Annotated in this window: 14 protein-coding genes; 4 read left to right on the top strand and 10 right to left on the bottom strand. The window is 66.4% G+C overall.

The window, feature by feature from the left end:
• Positions 1 to 183: 183 nt before the first annotated feature.
• The 6 genes from VGS97_RS27980 to VGS97_RS27955 form a co-directional block, all read right to left on the bottom strand.
• Positions 184 to 1,242, bottom strand: coding sequence for a hypothetical protein (locus tag VGS97_RS27980; protein WP_326856672.1), 1,059 nt, complete (start codon positions 1,240 to 1,242; stop codon positions 184 to 186).
• A 194-nt stretch (positions 1,243 to 1,436) separates the two neighbouring features.
• On the bottom strand, positions 1,437 to 2,225 hold the full coding sequence (istB, locus tag VGS97_RS27975; RefSeq protein ID WP_326856671.1) for an IS21-like element helper ATPase IstB: 789 nt from the start codon (positions 2,223 to 2,225) through the stop codon (positions 1,437 to 1,439).
• Positions 2,222 to 3,865 carry an IS21 family transposase gene (gene istA, locus VGS97_RS27970; protein WP_326856670.1) on the bottom strand — a complete coding sequence of 548 codons (1,644 nt, stop codon included), beginning with the start codon at positions 3,863 to 3,865 and terminating at the stop codon, positions 2,222 to 2,224. Before istA ends, istB begins: the two co-directional genes overlap by 4 nt.
• Before the next feature lie 145 nt (positions 3,866 to 4,010).
• Positions 4,011 to 6,410, bottom strand: coding sequence for an alpha/beta fold hydrolase (locus tag VGS97_RS27965; protein ID WP_326856669.1), 2,400 nt, complete (start codon positions 6,408 to 6,410; stop codon positions 4,011 to 4,013).
• Positions 6,411 to 6,787: 377 nt separating this feature from the next.
• Entirely contained in the window at positions 6,788 to 8,011 is a 1,224-nt protein-coding gene (locus VGS97_RS27960; protein WP_326856668.1) for a tyrosine-type recombinase/integrase, read from the bottom strand.
• A gap of 61 nt (positions 8,012 to 8,072) precedes the next feature.
• A complete protein-coding gene (locus tag VGS97_RS27955) occupies positions 8,073 to 8,765 on the bottom strand; it encodes a helix-turn-helix transcriptional regulator (RefSeq protein WP_326856667.1) in 693 nt (230 codons plus the stop codon).
• A gap of 108 nt (positions 8,766 to 8,873) precedes the next feature.
• Between VGS97_RS27955 and VGS97_RS27950 the strand changes: the two genes are divergently transcribed.
• The 4 genes from VGS97_RS27950 (at position 8,874) to VGS97_RS27935 (ending at position 10,232) form a co-directional block, all read left to right on the top strand.
• Positions 8,874 to 9,074 (top strand): helix-turn-helix domain-containing protein, encoded by a 201-nt coding sequence (locus VGS97_RS27950; protein ID WP_326856666.1) that lies wholly within the window; start codon positions 8,874 to 8,876, stop codon positions 9,072 to 9,074.
• Between the two features lie 190 nt (positions 9,075 to 9,264).
• Positions 9,265 to 9,450 carry a helix-turn-helix domain-containing protein gene (locus VGS97_RS27945; protein ID WP_326856665.1) on the top strand — a complete coding sequence of 62 codons (186 nt, stop codon included), beginning with the start codon at positions 9,265 to 9,267 and terminating at the stop codon, positions 9,448 to 9,450.
• A gap of 253 nt (positions 9,451 to 9,703) precedes the next feature.
• Positions 9,704 to 9,979, top strand: a complete 276-nt coding sequence (locus VGS97_RS27940) for a hypothetical protein (RefSeq protein WP_326856664.1) — start codon at positions 9,704 to 9,706, stop codon at positions 9,977 to 9,979.
• Between the two features lie 34 nt (positions 9,980 to 10,013).
• Positions 10,014 to 10,232 carry a hypothetical protein gene (locus tag VGS97_RS27935; protein ID WP_326856663.1) on the top strand — a complete coding sequence of 73 codons (219 nt, stop codon included), beginning with the start codon at positions 10,014 to 10,016 and terminating at the stop codon, positions 10,230 to 10,232.
• Between the two features lie 91 nt (positions 10,233 to 10,323).
• On the opposite strand, the gene VGS97_RS27930 is transcribed toward VGS97_RS27935, so the two are convergent.
• The 4 genes from VGS97_RS27930 to VGS97_RS27915 form a co-directional block, all read right to left on the bottom strand.
• Positions 10,324 to 10,914 (bottom strand): exonuclease domain-containing protein, encoded by a 591-nt coding sequence (locus VGS97_RS27930; RefSeq protein ID WP_326856662.1) that lies wholly within the window; start codon positions 10,912 to 10,914, stop codon positions 10,324 to 10,326.
• A 182-nt stretch (positions 10,915 to 11,096) separates the two neighbouring features.
• Positions 11,097 to 12,188, bottom strand: coding sequence for a C40 family peptidase (locus tag VGS97_RS27925; RefSeq protein ID WP_326856661.1), 1,092 nt, complete (start codon positions 12,186 to 12,188; stop codon positions 11,097 to 11,099).
• A 613-nt stretch (positions 12,189 to 12,801) separates the two neighbouring features.
• A complete protein-coding gene (locus VGS97_RS27920; protein WP_326856660.1) occupies positions 12,802 to 14,619 on the bottom strand; it encodes a PQQ-binding-like beta-propeller repeat protein in 1,818 nt (605 codons plus the stop codon).
• Positions 14,620 to 14,845: 226 nt separating this feature from the next.
• Positions 14,846 to 15,283, bottom strand: coding sequence for a hypothetical protein (locus tag VGS97_RS27915; protein WP_326856659.1), 438 nt, complete (start codon positions 15,281 to 15,283; stop codon positions 14,846 to 14,848).
• Positions 15,284 to 15,460 lie beyond the last annotated feature (177 nt).

Genomic DNA, 15,460 nt, shown 5'->3' with positions numbered 1-15,460 from the left:
ATAATCTTGTCGATCAACTGGCACACGAAGACACGGAACTATGTTGCGCCCGGTGAACTGCCCGTGGTCTTCGATGGGCGGCGCCTAAGAGTAGCCGACTATTTGCGCACCAAGCTGATGCAGTTGCTCTACCAGTATCTGACAGGCGTTTGGCATGTGAGCCATGTTCGTAGACGCGGCTGCTCAGGCTCCGGAAAAGAGATCATGCCACTTCCAGGGTGGGGATTGCTGGCTGTTGGGCTCGCGTCCGTGGGGGGCGAAGTGCTGGGGGAGGCGTCCCGCGTTCTCCAAACGCGTGACGAGCACAGCTGCGACCTGCTCAGTTCTGCCCTCGCGTAGCGCTTTCAGCAGTCGTCCCACCGCGCCCGGGTCGGTCAGGTCGGCGTTGGCGGCGGCGCGTGCGGCCAGCGCCGCGACCGCTTCCTCGGCCCCAGTTGCCCGCAACTGTTTTAGTAACCAGACCACCCCGTCCGGGTCGGTCAGGTCAACATTAGCGGCGGGGTCGCGGTGCAGTAGTACTGCGACCGCTTCATTAGTGTCGGCCTCCCGCAATTGTTTTAGTAACCAGGCCACCGCGCCTGGGTCGGTTAGGTCAGAGTCGGCGGCGGCGCGTGCGGCCAGCGCCGCGACCGCTTCCTCGGCATCCAACGACTTCAACGCCTCCAGCAGTCGCGCCACTTTGCGTAGGTCGGTCAGGTCCGCGTTGGCGGCGGCGCGTGCGGCCAATGCCTCCTCGGCCCCGGACTCTCGCAAGCGGATTAGTAACGAAACCACCCCGTCCAGGTCGGTCAGGTCGGCATGTGCGGCCGGGTTTCGTTCTAGGAGCGTCGCGACCGCCTGCCCGGCCCCCGCCTGCTGCAACTTGTCTAGCAGGAAGGCCACCCTGTCTGGGCGAGTCAGGTCGGCATGTGCGGCCGGGTTTCGTTCTAGGAGCGTCGCGACCGCCTGCCCGGCCCCCGCCTGCCGTAGCCCCTCTAGCAGGCGTGCGACCGCGCCTGGGTTGGTCACATCGACGTGCGCGGCCGGGTCGCGTTCAAGAAGCCTGGCCCTGTGATCTCCCAATGCCTCCAGCAGGGAAGCTACCGCGCCTGGGTCGGTCAGGTCGGCGTGTGCAGCCGGATCGCGTTCCAACAGCATCGCCTTCGCCTCCTTGACCCACACGAACGCACGTAGCAGGTGGGACACCCCGTTTGTGTTGGTCAAGTCGGCGAGAGTAGCGGCCCGCGTGGCCAGCGCCGTCATCGCTACCTGCTCCCCTACCTCCGACAATGCCCCCAGCAAGAAGGCGACCTCACCCGGCTTGGATACGTCTACATGTGCGGCAGGGTCGCGCCCCAGCAGTGTGGCAACCGCCTGCTCGGCCCCGACTGTCGACGACGGCGTAATTCACCAGGCGCACGTCCGCGGAATCCACCGGGTTCGGCCCGTGGCGTAGGTTACTCGTTCTTGGTCTGCGTGGTGTCGGCGGACCGGCCGGGTCGCTTGTTCGGTCGGTAGCTGGGTCCGTTCATGAATACCTGGTGGCTGTTGTTGATGAGCCGGTCGAGCAAGGACTCTGCGACGACCGGGTTGGGGAACAGCGGGTACCAGTCCGAGGGCTGGCGGTTGCTGGTCAGTGCCATCGCCGCGCCGCAGGCGGTGCGCTCGGAGACCAGTTCGTAGAGGTCGTCGGCTTGTTGCGGGGTGAACTCGCGCATCGCGAAGTCGTCGAGGATCAGCAGCGCAGGCCTGATGTAGTCGCGCATCCGCTTGTCGAAGCTGCGGTCGGCGTGCCCGCCGGCCAGGTCGGAGAGCAGGCGGGAGGTCTTGGCGAAGCGGACCTCGGCGCCGCGGCGGATGGCCAGGTGTCCCATGGCCTGGGCGACGTGGGTCTTGCCGACCCCGACCGGCCCGTAGGCGATCAACGACTCCCCGGCGGCGAGCCAGCGCAGCGCGGCCAGGTCGCGGATCTGGGCGGCGGGCAGCTTCGGTGCCGCGGCGAAGTCGAAGCTTTCCAGCGTGGCCTGCGGGGACTCGAACTGCGCGCGGCGGATGCGGCGGGCTATCGCCTGCTGCTCGCGGCGGGTGATCTCGTCGTCGCAGAGCACTTGCAGGAAGTCGAGGTGTCCCAGATCGCCGCCACGGGCCTGGGCCAGGCGGGCGTCGAGGGTCTCGAGCATCCCGGAGAGTTTGAGGGTGCGCAGGGAGTCGTGCAGCGCGGGGTCGAGCACGGATGAGGCGGTCACCGGTGGTCTCCGTTCGTGGTGGTGGCGAAGGCGTCCGAGATCGCCATGGCGTTGGCGGCGTCCGCGGCCGACGTGCTGATGACGGCGGCGCCGTCCGTCGCCTCCAGGGCGGCGATGGCGAACAGCTGCTGCGGGCCGTGCAGGAACGCTGCGGCGCCACCGTCCCCGGTCGGCCGGGTGACCGGGTCGTCCTCGATCCCCAGGGCGAGGATGCCCTTGATGGTGCGATAGGACGGGTCGCCGGCCTGAAGCGCCTTGCGGCAGGCCGCCTCCAGCCGCGCCGGGTCGTGCCGGTCGCGCAGCCCCAGGATTCCTTGGGCTTGGCGCAGCTTGAACATCACGCCCTGTTCGTTTAGGGCGGCGATTACCTCCACGCAGGCGGGACCGACCTCCTCAGCCGTGGTCCGGCACCAGGCCGGGGTCCGCATGTAGTAGGCGATCTTCTCTTCGGGCAGGTCGCCGTGGTCGGTGCGTTTGCCCCGCATCGCGGCGACGTGCGTCTTGACCAGCCGCCCGTCGTGGAAGATCTGCACCATCGTGGCGGTGGCGCGCACGTCCACGCGGGCGCCGATCAGGTGCCACGGCACGCTGTAGAGCGCCTTGCCGACCTTGATGTGACAATCCGGGGCGACCTTCGCTATCGACCAGGTCGCCAGGGTGAAACGCGTGGTCGGCAGCGGGATCAGCGCTTCGCGTTCGGCGGCCTCGAACACCGCCAGCGGCGCGGCCCCGTCCAGCCCGCGGTGCGCGCGGCGCCCGGCCACCTGTAGGCACCAGGTCACGGCAGCGGCCTGCATCTCGACGAGCGAGGCGAACTCCCGGCCCCGCCAGAACGAGTCCCGCACGTAAGGAACCTGCCGCTCGACCCTGGCCTTGTCTTTCGGCTTGCGCGCCCGAGCAGGATCGATCAACGTCCCGTAGTGCCGCCCCAGCTCCCCGTAGGAGCGGTTCAGCTTCGGGTCGTACAGATCCGGGCGCTCCACTCCGGTCTTGAGGTTGTCCGGTACCAGCCGGTGCGGGACCCCGCCGAAGAAGTCGAACGCCGCCACATGCGCCGCGCTCCAGCTGGCCTGGTCCATCGTGAGTACCGGACGCACGAACATGTGCCTCGAGCAGGCGAGCACCATGATGAAAGCCCAGACCCGCCGCCGCCTGCCGGTGACCGGGTCCAGCCACATCCCCAGCGACCCGTAGTCGATCTGCGCTTCCTCGCCCGGCGGCACCGGCGGCCGGTACACCGTGACCCGGCCGCGCACCACCTCGTCGGGCAGATTCGCCTCGATCCACCTTTTGAGCGAAGTCAACCCGGCCTCCAGCCCGTGCTCATCGCGCAGCCGCTGATGGATCGTCGCCTTGGTCACCCCGGCCCCCAGCTGCTCGACGATGTAGTCCCGGTGCACCGCGATCGCCGGCCACGTGACCTGCCGCAACTTCGCATCCACCACCTGCGGGAACCACTCGGCGACCCGCTCGCGCCACACCTCCTCGCCGATCGGATCCCCGCCCGGAACCAGGCCCGCAGCCTCGGCCGGGGCCAGATACTTGCGAATCGTGCCGCGATCCAAACCAAGGCTCTCGGCCAGCGCCGACTTCGACCGACCGGCGTACCAGTGCACATACAGCTCGATCAAATCCACCATCGTGAACGTCCTCCTTGCCATCAAGCCCCTCACTCACCGGTCGGTGAGTGAGAGTGTGCTTCGTTCGGGAGGACCGAACCCAGGCCGAGGACGACCGCCGCCACCCTGGTGGATTACGGCGACGCACCCCGGCCCGCCTGGTGGATTACGTGGACGCGATCATGGTTTCAATGGTGGATTTCAGCGCCGCCGACACCCCGACCTCGCGCAACCCCTTCAGTAGCCGGGCGACCGCGACTTGGTCAGCCAGGTCTGCGTTGGCAGCGGCGCGTGTGGCCAGTGTCGCGACCGCAACCTCTTTCCCAGTCTTGCGCAGCTCCTCCAGTAGCCGGGCCGCCGCGCGTGGGTTGGTTAGGTCTGCGTGAACGACGGCGCGCGTGGCCAGTGTCGCGACCGCAACCTCTTCCCCGGTCTCCCGCAGTTCCTTCAGCAACCAGGCCACCGCACTCGGATCGGTTGGGTCGACGCAGGCAGCGGGGTTGCGTCCCAGAAGCGTGGCGACCGCCTGCTCAGCCCCGATCTCCCGCAACGCCTGCAACAAGGAGACGACGGCGCTCGGATTGGCTAGTTCGGCATGTGTGGCGCTGTACGTGGCGGCGGCGTGACTAGGGTCGAGGTCGGGGCCGAGCTGGGCTAGGCCCGCGGTGGGGCTGCCCGCGGTGACGGCTTTGTGCCAGAGGCTCACGGAGGTGGTACGCAGTCCGCGGTCCCAGGCGGCCCGCGCGAGGCGGTCTTGGTCGTCGAGGTCGACGGTGTGCTCGATCAGGGATCGCCACAGTGCGGGAGTGCCGATCTGGTCGGCGCGCCGACGGCGGGAGTATTGGTCGAGGTAGTCGGCTGGCTCGTATCCGGGCTCGGTGCCCGCGCGGGTACGAACCTCGCTCAGTGCGGTCAGCGTGTTACGGATGTCGGTGCGGGAACCGTCAGCGCGTCGTCCGCTGGCAAGGGAGTGCAGGTCGCGTTGCGCCCAATCCCGGTCCGAAGCTCGGTGGCGGGCGGGCAGATCGTCGTCGGCGGCCTGGGCCAGCAGCGTTGCGGGCAGCGGGGACATGTGCCCAAGTCGTCTCGCGTCGAGCGCCGCATTCAGCAGCGCGTACTCTCGTGCGGTGAATAGCATCCCTGGGCCGGCCAGATAAGCCCGCAGCAGTTCGGGACCGCCGCTCAAATGTTGGATGACCCGCCCGTCACCTGCCCCGGCAGCTAGCGCCTCCTTGAGGCGCGGGTCGTCGTCGGTAATGACCAGTTGCCGCCACGCCTCCAGATCCTTGGCGGTCAGATGGTCAGGCACATCCAGGCGCACTGCGAACCCTGGATGTGTCAGCAGCGCTCGCGCCTGGGCGTGCGGGTCGCCCGGCTCGGGAATGGTCAGCTCCCTCCAGAATGGGTCATTCCACAGCGTGGCGAGCGTCGCGATCCCAGCGGTGCTCTCCAGCGTGGTGCGCAGTCGAGCGGCGGCCTGCTCACCGACGGCGTCATATAGATACCGCTGGGCCTCGTTCAGCCAAAGTACATAGCCTGGCTTGACCTGTCCGGTCTCCAGCAGATCTAGCAGCGCTCGCGCGTCCGCGGGGCGCAGCATCGGCGCATGTGGCGCCAGCTCAACCAGCGCTTGATAGATGGCGCGGGTCTTGCCAGTCGCCGATCCACCGCTCAGAGTCACCAACCGCGATCCGCCGCCCGCGAACGTCGGAATTAGCAGTTCGCGCAGGTAGTGGTCGTGTGCGCGCGGAAGGTATGTAGTCAAACTGGCGTTCGCATTCTGCCCGGCGGCGACTGCGTTATGAACTTCTAGAACGGCGGGATCGAGCGTGATCACGCTCTGCGGTGGCGGGTCGCTGCCGGTGGCCTCTAGCAGCAGCCGCCTGATCGTCGTGTACGTGCGGTGCTCGTGCGAGTCCGGGCGAACGATCGTGAAGTGATCCCCAGGCAGGGCCAGCGGATCGGGAAACCCGGCCTGCGCGGAGGCCGGTGGGACCACCGCGTCGGACTCACCCGCGTACACGGAGAATTCGATATGGCAGGTGCGTTCGGTCGGCTCGACTGCGGCACCCACTACATCTCGTAGCACAATCCGCAGCGTGTCGGCGACCTGCGCGTTGAGCGGGCGCAACTGCTGCTCTTGTGGATTGCTACCCAGCAGCACTCGGCGGGTGCCCGCTGCCAGCAGCGACCCGGCATTCGGTGTGGCCAGCAACACCACTCGGCGCACCCGTGTCAGCTCTTGTCCGCGCCCTTCAGCCAGCATCCGTACCAGGCACCTCTGGATCACCAGCCCGCCCATGCTGTGTCCCACCAGCACTAGCCTTTCGAACCGCTCGGGGCTGGCCTCAGTGCGCAGGTACTCTTTCAGGCTGTCCGCCGCCGTGTCCAAGGACGGGATCGCCCGTGCCAGATGCCACCGACGCAGCGCAGTAGCGTACCCGAACCGCGGAAGCGCTTCGGCCACCGCGCGCGAAAGCGCCCGGTCGCCCGCTACCAGCCTGCCGAACGCGTCCCACATCCGCGGATTGGAGTTGAACCCGTGCACGAACACCACGCCCAACATCCGATGCCCACCCCTTCGCCAACCTAGCGCCGGGACGTCCCGGATATGGGTCACGGTACTGAAACCACCCCGCAGTTGAGCCACAAACCATCCAACCCATCAAAGGCAAGGCATGGCGAGGTACGGGGACCTACGTGCAAAACATGTCGCAACCCACGAACCTTGATCCGCGTTGCGTAAGAGGCCAAGACCACTCGACACGAGGACGCTGCTCTCGGCTGCGCACCGGCAGCCACTTCCGGCAGCCGCGAGGCCGGAATTGTGGAGAACTCGTGGCACTCTCTTTTTCGCGACTTTGTCAGTATCGCCCCCCATTTCCAGGTGGCAAGGTCGTTCGTCTCAGGGTTCCCAACAAGATCGAATGGGTGTCATTGCGTCTATGTCGCGTCAGCGACGGCGCGCAGCCGGAAGAGGCGACCGTCGATGGCCCGGATGGCGCGCTCGTGCGAGTCGGGCAGCATGTGGATGTAGGTCCGGAGAGTGAAGCCCGGATCGGCGTGTCCCAGGTACTCCGCGAGCTCCTTGATCGACACTCCGTCGGCCAGCAGGACGCTTGCGTAGTAGTGACGCAGCGCATGCATGCCGTCTTGGCGGTTGTTGACGTAGCGCTTGCGGCCCCGTGCGTCCTTGATCGGTTCGGGTGCGAGTCCGGCCCGCACCAGTCCCGGACGCCATACGATCTCGTTGTAGAGGCGGGCGCGCATCACCTTGTCGTCCGTCCATCGGAAGAGCAGGTTGTGAGTGACGAGCTTCCCATCGGTCTTTTCCCAGGGCAGCGACAGCGGGCGGGGCTTGAATTTGGCTTGGTGGATTCGCACCACCTGCGCCACCCAATCGGGAAGTGGAACGACACGCTCTCGGTCGTTCTTCGGTAGGGCATAGATGAAGTCAGGGCCGAGCTTCTTGATCTGTCGTCGGACGTAGAGCTTCTGTTCGGCGAAGTCGACGTCTTCGAGGGCGATGCCGAATATCTCGCCCTGCCTCAGACCACAGCCGGCTCCGATGATCGGGATGGCCCGCACGAAATCCTCGTGGCTGTCGATGACGGCGTAGAGCGTTTCGTCGGTCCACGGGACGATCTTCTGACCGATCCACTTAGGCACCTGGACGATCGGGGACTTAGCAGGATTCTTCTTCAGAGCCTCGTCCGCCACAGCCAGGTCTAGGACGCCTTGGAGGATTTGAAAGGCCGTGATGATCGTCGACGGGCCGTGCGTCCGAGCGAGCTCGCCGATCCACGCCTGAATAGTGGACGGCGCGATCGACCTGACCTGGCGCTTGCCGAACTTCGGCTCGACATGCAGCCGGTAGACCCCTGCGTATCGGATATAGCTGGAGGGATCGACGATGCGGGAGGTGAGCCACCGTCCGCCGATCTCGGAGAAGAAGACCTTTCCAGCGTCGGGGTCGAAGTAGTCTCCCTGCCTGACGTCCGTCGCCATCTTGTCGGCGTGGGCCTCCGCGTCGGCCTTCTTTTCGAAGGCTTTCGACTGAGACTCGCCCTCGTCGTCCACCCACCGCGCCAGCCAGCGCTTTCCCTTGCCGTAGCGTTTGGTTCTGACCTTCTTGGGTGCGCCGTCGTCGCCCTTGACGGTGCTCATCCAAAGATCTGCGACGTGTGCCATGACGTGCCTTTCGTGCGAGTGCGTTGTGCGTGAAGGCTCAGCCTTCCGATTGGTTTTCGTCTTCCCTGAAGCGTTCGCTGGCGTTCCGTAGGAGCACAAGTACGTCTTGGACGTCTGCGCCGGTGGCCAGTGCCGCGCCTACCTGTCCGATGACGCTCTCGACCTGTTCGCGCGCTTGAGCGGCGACGCTTTGGGCAGAGGCGCGGAATTGTGCTGCCAGCTCCTTGGCACGGTCTTGAAGTACGGCTTTTCTCAGCTCGTCCATGACGCGGTCCGGGTCGGGCATGGGCATGTGCTGAAGCGCAGTCGTGAAGTAGATCCGAGAGTCGGTCTCGGGCAGCGGTTGGTCGCCGCGCATCCACAGCAGCAGTTCGTCGGGATCGCCGACAGGTGTTGTGGCGTTGACCATCACCTCGATCTGCTCACCGTGTTCCTGCGGAAATCCCATGAGGTGGAGCGGCGCGACGTCTAGCGCGGCGGCGAACATCAGCAGTTCGTCCACGGTGACGTCTCTGCGGCGCTGGCCGTCTGTGCCGGGGCGACCTCCCTCGATATGAGCCAGAACGGTCTTTGAGACGTTCCGTGCGCCCGCCCGCGTGCACTTCTCGGCCAGCTGGGTCGCCGTCCATCCCCGCCGCTGGCGTTCTTCGCGGATGCGCGCGCCGACCGCATCGCTGGGAGTCAAACGTCGCGGGTCGGTTGGGGCCAAACCGCTATGAGTGGATGTCATATTGACAACTCTAGCAGTCATATTGACTTCGCGCTAGCGCCCTGCGACAGTAGCCGAAGTGACGACAGATTGACATCTAGTGATGTCAATATGACACCTGGAGGGGTTGTGGCGGGACTACAGAGGCTGCTTAGCCACGAGGAGACTGCGGATCTGCTGCGCGTGCCGCCCGCGACGCTTCACTACATGAACTACCGAGGAACAGGTCCGCGGTCCTACAAGGTGGGCCGCTACCGGCGGTACGCGCCCGACGACATCCGAGTGTGGCTTGAGTCGCAAGCGTCGGCCGGCGAGGCGGCGCCGGAATGAGCTGGCGGTCCGCAGCCAAGCGGGCGTCATCGGAACCCCGCTGCCGCAGCCCTTGCAGGCGCAATTCCGTCGACACCAGCTGAAGGCAACGAGCCGCGACGGAACATCTCGCCAACCCTTGGGTTCCTGGGCGTCGACGCGAGAGGCGTCGCGGACGCCAACGTTCACGATTACTAAGGAGGCCGAAGCAATGGCTGACTCTCTTGATCCGCTGCTGAGTCTGCAGGAGACCGCCCGCATCCTGGGCATACCGGTTCGCACGCTGTACCAGATGAACTACAAGCGCACCGGGCCGCGGTCCTACAAGGTGGGCCGATATCGCAAGTACGACCCCGCCGACGTCAAGGCGTGGCTCCAGGACAGGGTTTCCGCGTGAGCGCCGCGTTCGAGCGGTGCTGGTCGCATCCCCGCTCCGTAGCACCGCGGGCGTGCGCTTTCCCGGACCTGGATCGTCGTCTGTGGATACTGCTGCGGCACGTTCTGCCTCCCCGGGCCGGCGGTTTGCCGCCTGCCCGACCCGGTCTGCACGTAGCGCCTGACAGCGGTGCCCCGTCGTCACAGGCCGGGCACTCCTCGCGCTCTATGCCGACCGCTTTACCCGGCGGCAACGACACCTGACAGGAGTCACCGTGCCTGGCTTCCCGCTCGACACGGGCGAAGACGTACGAGACAAGATCAACTGGGAAGGCGGGATCTGCGGTGCCCTCGACTGGGGCCTAACCGCTGACGATCTTCCAATGCCGTACCGCGACGCATGGCAGCAGATCGCAGACCTCTACGCCCGACTCGACGAACTGTGCACAGAGTTCTATGCCCAACTTCCCGGCGGGGACGAAGCGCTCGACCCGTTCGAGGCCGCCAGCGTCGTCTCGCACAGCGGCCCCGCCGCTTCCCCGGCGCCGTAACGCCAACCTCGATCATCCGCGAAAGAACAGGATCATGCGCGACATCAACATCCATGACCGCTACGCCCAGACGCCGGAGGACAGCTGGATCGGCCGCCCCTGGCAGTCGACTCGCAAGGCCGCATGCGGCTGCTATCTCACGGGCGTGGTGCTGAACACCAGGCCCGGTGCCGTCAAGATCAAGTGGGCGCAGTGCGGTCACTGGCCGGACAGCTGGGAAGCGACGGAGCGGGGAACGCTGATGAAGACCTAGGGTGGGCCAACATTGTCGAAGTGCAGATGAAGGGCGCCGCTGGATCTGCGGCGCCCTTCGCCCTTGTTCGTTGACGGTGTCGGGTATTCGGTCAGAACAAGGTCGTCGGCTTCGGAGTTGCCGCAGGCAAGCTGGCGAGCTGGGCGACCGTCGTCAATCCACCCTCCGCGGCCAGACGGAACAGCAGACGGGCGGTAACCAGCGCATCGTATGCGGCACAATGGCGCCGCCAGCCGGGCGGAATTCCCGCGTCGAGCCCGAAGGCGTCCGCGAGATCGCGGAGCGCATACCGCTTGAGACCCGGAAGCACCTCGCGTGCGAGTTTGAGTGTGTCGATGACCGCAGACGGCTGCCAGCTCGGTACCTCGCGTCCGAGGGCGGCGAGATCGGCATATGCGTTGTGCGCCACGAGAGCCCCGACGCCCAGGTGCGCGAGGACATCGTCCTCGACCGTCGCAAATGGGTGTAGGTCTGCGACGTCTTGATTTGTGATGCCGTGAACACGGGTGGCCTGCCAGGTGATTGGAGTGGGCGGTCGGACCATCCACGTTGTGGGGTCACTGATCACTCCGTCGACGATCGGCAGCACTGCAAGCTCGACGAGTCTCGCCGCATGTTCGCCGTTGCCCTCGACGTCGACGACCACAAGCCGCGTCTCGGTCCACGGTTGTCCGATCGTCATCTGTACGCACCTATCCTGATCTTCACGTCGCGGCACTGGTCGTGACTGTCCAGGAAACCTGGCCGGCGTGACTGCGCTGTTGTATCGCAGACCGCCGACAGCGCTGAGCTGCGGCCATCGGATCTCGCATGCTGGTGTATGGGAGGGCGCGGCCAGCCACCGTTGGGCACGTGCCAAGGGCTTTATGCGATCTTGCGGAATGCGACCGCGTTCTTGTTCCAGTAACCGCCATCGAACTTGGACAACTCGATATAAGCACCCGTGTGCGGTGCGTCCTCGACGAGGTCATTCCCGATGTAGATCCCCACGTGCCCGGGATTGGCGGCCGTGCCATCGCTTCCGGCGGTGAAGATGAGGTCGCCGGGTTCGAGCTGGTTCGCGGAGTAGACCGGCGTGCCTGAACTGACCTGTTGGTAGGTGGTGCGTGGAAGTGTGATCCCAGCAGCGAGGTACGCCTCCATGACCAGGCCGGAGCAGTCGTAGCCGTTCGGTCCCGTGCCGCCCCAGAGGTACGGCTTGCCGAGTTGTGTGAGCGCGTAGTTGATGGCGGTGACGACCTGTACGGGGGTTCCGGCGGGAAGGCTGAAGCCGACCGGAAGTTGCACCGGACTGGTCGTGGTCTGCCCGTCCCCGTCGCTTGTGCTGCCGGAGCAGTTCGAGGCGGCGCCGTCGAAGGTGCCTACCAGTTGCTTTGCCTGTGCCTGCCAGTGGGCGTAGGCGTCGGGATAGGCGGAGTGCTGTACGGCCTGCGCCGCTTGGGCCAGCGGGATGCTCTGCCAGTTCGGCACCTTGATCAGCCTGGCGTAGAACGCTTCGGAGGCGTAGACGGGATCGGTCACCTCGGCAGCGCTGCCCCAGCCCTGGGAGGGGCGCTGCTGGAAGAGGCCGAGCGAGTCGTAGTTGGTGGCGGTGGTCAGGTTGATCAGGCTGGACTCCTGCATGGCCGTGGCGATGGCGATCACCGCGGCCCACGAGGGCAGCTTCAGGTTCGCCGAGACCTGATAGATGATCTGCGCGTTGCCCACCTGCTCGGCGGTCAGGGTCTGGCCGTTGCCCAGGTCCGTCCCGGTCGTCGCCGACCCGGACTGGCATGCGGCTGCTGCGGCGACGACCGGGCTGACGATCGAGGTTCCACCGGCGGTCAGGGCGACGGCCAGGACGAGTCCGAGGGGGCTCAGTGCCCCTGCACCGGCGGCGAGTGCGAGCTTCTTCACGCTGCCGCCCTGGGCGCGGATGGTCCGGAAGTAGACATGGGTTCCTCTCCGCGAGGACATGCTGTTTCCGTCCCCAGGCATGGAGCAGCTGCGCACGAGCATGTCGCGATTGACTTCAGCTATTGCTGACTTCGAAAACCATAGGCTGATACGAAGGCATGGAGTCAACCAGAATCAATGTGATGTGCAACTCATGGACGCTGAAGTGAACTCCGCGTAGGGTGCAGCCCCCGCGAGCAGGTCGAGCCGCAGGTGCGGCCTGTGCCCCGAAGCTCGTGAGCGCTTCGGCGGCTGTGGGTGGCCAAGAAAATGACCTGCGGTTGGCCAAGAAGGTGAACGTCGCCTGGCCAGGTTTCTGATCGCTGCTCTGGCCACACGAGGTGGCTGCGCCCCCGGGCGAGGGTGGCCCGGAACTCGGGTCCGCGTCACTAGAGGCAAAGTAACTAACGGTAACGAGCGCAAGCTTTCCTGTCTGGGTGTCTGCGACTCGGGAGGAGGGCCGAGCTGACGATTCGCGAGGTTCAGCGACTCTTCGAGCACGCTGAACGGACTCTACGATGGTTACAGAGAGCTACGTTGTGTCTGGTCGCACGGACCCGAGCGTTGGGTCAAGAGCGGGGAAATGCCGTGCCAGGTTCAGTGGTTCCCACGCATGCGACTGGTCAGCCGCTGTTCATCCGACTGTGAACGTGTACACGGTGCCCCCTGCGGAGCCCGTAGTTGCCTGCTCAAGCGCGCCGTCCAAGACAGTCGGGCAGCCGGTGATCGACGCGTCGTAGGTGATTTGGGCGCCGGTCTTCTCGTTGAGGACGGCTAGCTGGTTATTCGCTTCGACGTAGACGCGTCCGTTGGTCGCGCCGCATAGTTGGGTGATCGGCACGCTCCACATAGTGGCGCCTGTGGACGAGTTGAATGCGATCACTGTGCTCGGTGGGCCGCCGGCGGACTGCTGGCCATAGGCGAAACCAGTGCCGGTATCGGGATCAACCATTATAAACCCAGGCCAGCTTGGGTTCTGTGGCGCGCTCCACAGCGTGCGGCCGGATGGCAGAGCGATGGCGGATCCCTGATTCAGCAGGATGCTGCGACCGTCGGCCGCCACTGTAGAGTCGCCGTTTTCAACGGCGCCCTTGGACAGCAGGGAGAGCGCGGCGCTGTTGGTGATCGTGCCCGCCACGGCCCCCGTGGCGGGGTCGACCAGGTCGAGCGCGGTGACCGGAGAGGAGCCCTTCTCCTCCACGATCCACCGGCCCAGGGTCCCGGTCGCGTCCGGCACGTGGGAGGACGCCCCGGTGCTCAGGTCGATCAGGTAGGGGGCGTCTCCCAGTTCGGTGTCGACCAGATACCGGCCGTCGGTGGTGAACGCCAGGAAGTCGGTATTGGAGGAAGAGCGCACGCAGAAGTCTGCGGAGTTTTTGGCGTCACCGGACGTGTAGTCGGGCAGGGCGTCGGTCCACAGCACGGTGCCGGTGCCCGCATCGAGGGCCTGCAACACGTCGGTGTTCGACCCGGCGACGATACCCTGGGCGGCCACCGACTTGGTGTACTCGGTCAGCAGGATGTCGTGTCCAGCGCTGTCGCGCACCAGGGTGTCGGCGCATCCGCCGGCCGAGTGCTGCAGGTCGGCCGGGGCGAAGGACGCGATCTGCGTTCCCGACGGCAGGCTGTAGGTCGTCACCGTGGCGGTCCCGAAGTCGGTCGCGGCCGCGGGATCGCCCGGGGTCTCGTTCGTATGACCGTACTCGTCGACCAGGACGCTGCCGTCCGCCCATGTGTAAAACCACGCCGCAGTCTGCACGGTGGCTATCGCCGCGCCCTGTACCGGCGTGGCTGGGCCGCTTGGCGGGGCGGCGGTGGCCGACGCCGCCGCCGAGGAGTGCTCGGCCCCGACCGCGCCCGGCGCGGAGGCCAACGGGGATGTCGCGGAGCTGCCCGAGGTATCAGCGCTCGGCGAGCCAGCGTGGAGCGCGAAGACGATCAGCGCGACCAGCGCTGCGACGACCAGCCCGATCAGCGTGTAGAGACGCCATCCGCGCTGCTGCACGAGGTTCTGGATGAAGGTGCGCTGGTCGTTGCCGACGGAGTGGCCGCTGCCCGTGACTGCAAAGGCACCAGGGGCGGTCGCCACTGCGGTGCCGATGCTGCCGACGTGGCCGCCAGAGACGGTATAGGTCGGCGACACGGTCGTTGTCTGCCCGGCAGGGCCGGTTCCGGCAACGAGGCCGGCCAGCTCGTGGGCGAAACTCGGGTCACGCTCGAATTCTTGAGCCAGTCCGGCGACCACGCCGCCGCGTTGCGGCAGGGTCGGCGCGGCGGTGAACGCCTGCCACGCGTTTTGATGCGCGCCGCCGTCGGCACCGAGCCGCGCGCCGACCAGCTGATACACCCGGTGCGCCGCCGCGTCGCGCGCCGCGTTCTCGGCACCCTGCGCGGCGCCACCCGCGATGGTCTTGAGGTACTCGGCCAGCACCGTGATGGCGTGGTCAGCCAACACTCCCGGATCCATGACGCCCCCCAAAGGTCACTGCGGAGCAACGCAGTGAGCGGAACGTATCAGAGCCCGTTCGCAGGCCGGGCGGCTTTTGGGAATCGATGCCCGCCTGTTGCAAGCCCTACCGGCCAGACGGCGCCGAACGAATACGGGAGACGACCTGTGAGACCGGTGTGCTCATTCGTGATGCCACGCGCCGATCGACCGAATAATCACCATCGCGTGCTCAGGGCGCGCCGAGGCCGTAGAGCACGTCGGGGTGGACGTCCGCCTGGTCTGCCTCGCCGGGCAGCGGCAGCAGCAGCCCGAGTTCGAGCAGTTCGGTGTGCTCGGCCGCGTACTTGGCTTTCCAGTTCGCGTAGCGCAAGGTGCGGCCGGAGCCGATGGCGGCGAGCAGCACCGCGGTGTGCGCGGCGGTGAACTCGAAGGCGTCCATGTCGGCGGCATGGTTGAGGTGGTCGTGCTGCCTGCTGGTGAGCAGGTCCAGACGTGGGGTGAGGGTGTAGGCGCCGTGGACGTGGCGGCGCAGGCCGAGCGGGGCGGGCAAGTCGGGATCGGCGGCGGCCAACTCCAAGGCGTCTTGGACGCGTTCGAGGTTCCAGGTCAGCGCGTCGGCCAGGGCGCCCGGGGTCAGCGGTCCCCGGGCCGCACAGAGGGCGGCCATGATCACGGCGGCGTCCTGCAGTCAGTCCCTGGCCAGCGACATGTCCGTGGGCTTCTGGCCCTGGTCTCCCTCAACTTCGTGTCCGAGCGATGGCCGTTGCCGGTCAAGAGGCGGCAGGGCCTTGATGACCTCGGAACGCTGTCCGGGCCGAGTGTCACGGAGCGCGAGCCACAAGAG

Source organism: Actinocrinis sp. (genome assembly GCF_035946395.1).
Taxonomy (GTDB): domain Bacteria; phylum Actinomycetota; class Actinomycetes; order Streptomycetales; family Catenulisporaceae; genus Actinocrinis.
This window is presented reverse-complemented; position numbering and strand designations above follow the sequence as displayed.